Annotated in this window: 1 pseudogene; it reads left to right on the forward strand. The window is 70.1% G+C overall.

The features are described 5' to 3' along the window. Window positions 1-883, forward strand: a pseudogene (locus tag AAHZ94_RS34685) (polyketide synthase); the annotation flags it as partial.

An 883-nucleotide genomic window follows, 5' to 3' on the forward strand; every position in this document is an offset into this window, starting at 1 on the left:
ACCTCGAACTCGGACCCGACCCCACCCTCACCACCGCCACCCAACACACCCTCCACCACCACACCACCAACAACACCGAGGCAGCCGAGTCCGCGGACGCGGCGGCGCCCGTTCTGGTGGCGGCGTTGAGTCGGAAGCAGCCCGAGGCGCAGGCGTTTGCCCAGGCGTTGGGGAAGCTGCATGTGCACGGCGTACGGGTGGACTGGACGGGCTGGTTCCCGACGAGCCCGCGGCCGGCGGCGGTGGAGCTGCCGACGTACGCCTTCCAGCACCAGCGGTTCTGGCTGGCGCCGGCGGAGGTCTCCGGGGCCGGTGCCGAGGGTGGGCACGATGCGGCCGAGGCTGAGCTGTGGGACGCCGTGGAGCGTGAGGACCTGGCAGCGTTGGCCCGTACGCTGGACTCTCCCGAGGACCAGCAGTCGATGCTCGGGGCCGTGCTTCCCACGCTGTCGGCGTGGCGGCGGGCCAACCGGGAGCAGTCGGTCATCGACTCCTGGCGCTACCAGGTCGTCTGGCCGCCGCTGACGGTCGAGCCGGCACCGACCGGGTTGACGGGGACCTGGCTGCTCGTGGTGCCCGACGGGTTCACTGACCACCCTGCCGTACACATCGCGGCGCAGGCTTTGGCCGAGCAGGGTGTCTCGGTGGTGCGGCAGGTCGTCGGTGCGGTGGAGTGTGAGCGAGACGAACTGGCCGATGCGCTAGCCGAGTTGGTGGCCGGTTCACCTCTTTCGGGTGTGGTGAGCCTGTTGGCGCTGGCGGAGGAACCGCATCCGGACTACCACGCCGTTTCGGTGGGGTTGGCTGGGACCACCGCGTTGATCCAAGCCCTCGGCGACACCGACATCAACGCACCCCTGTGGTGCCTCACCCAAGGCGCCAT

Source organism: Streptomyces sp. HSW2009 (assembly GCF_040240285.1).
GTDB lineage: Bacteria > Actinomycetota > Actinomycetes > Streptomycetales > Streptomycetaceae > Streptomyces.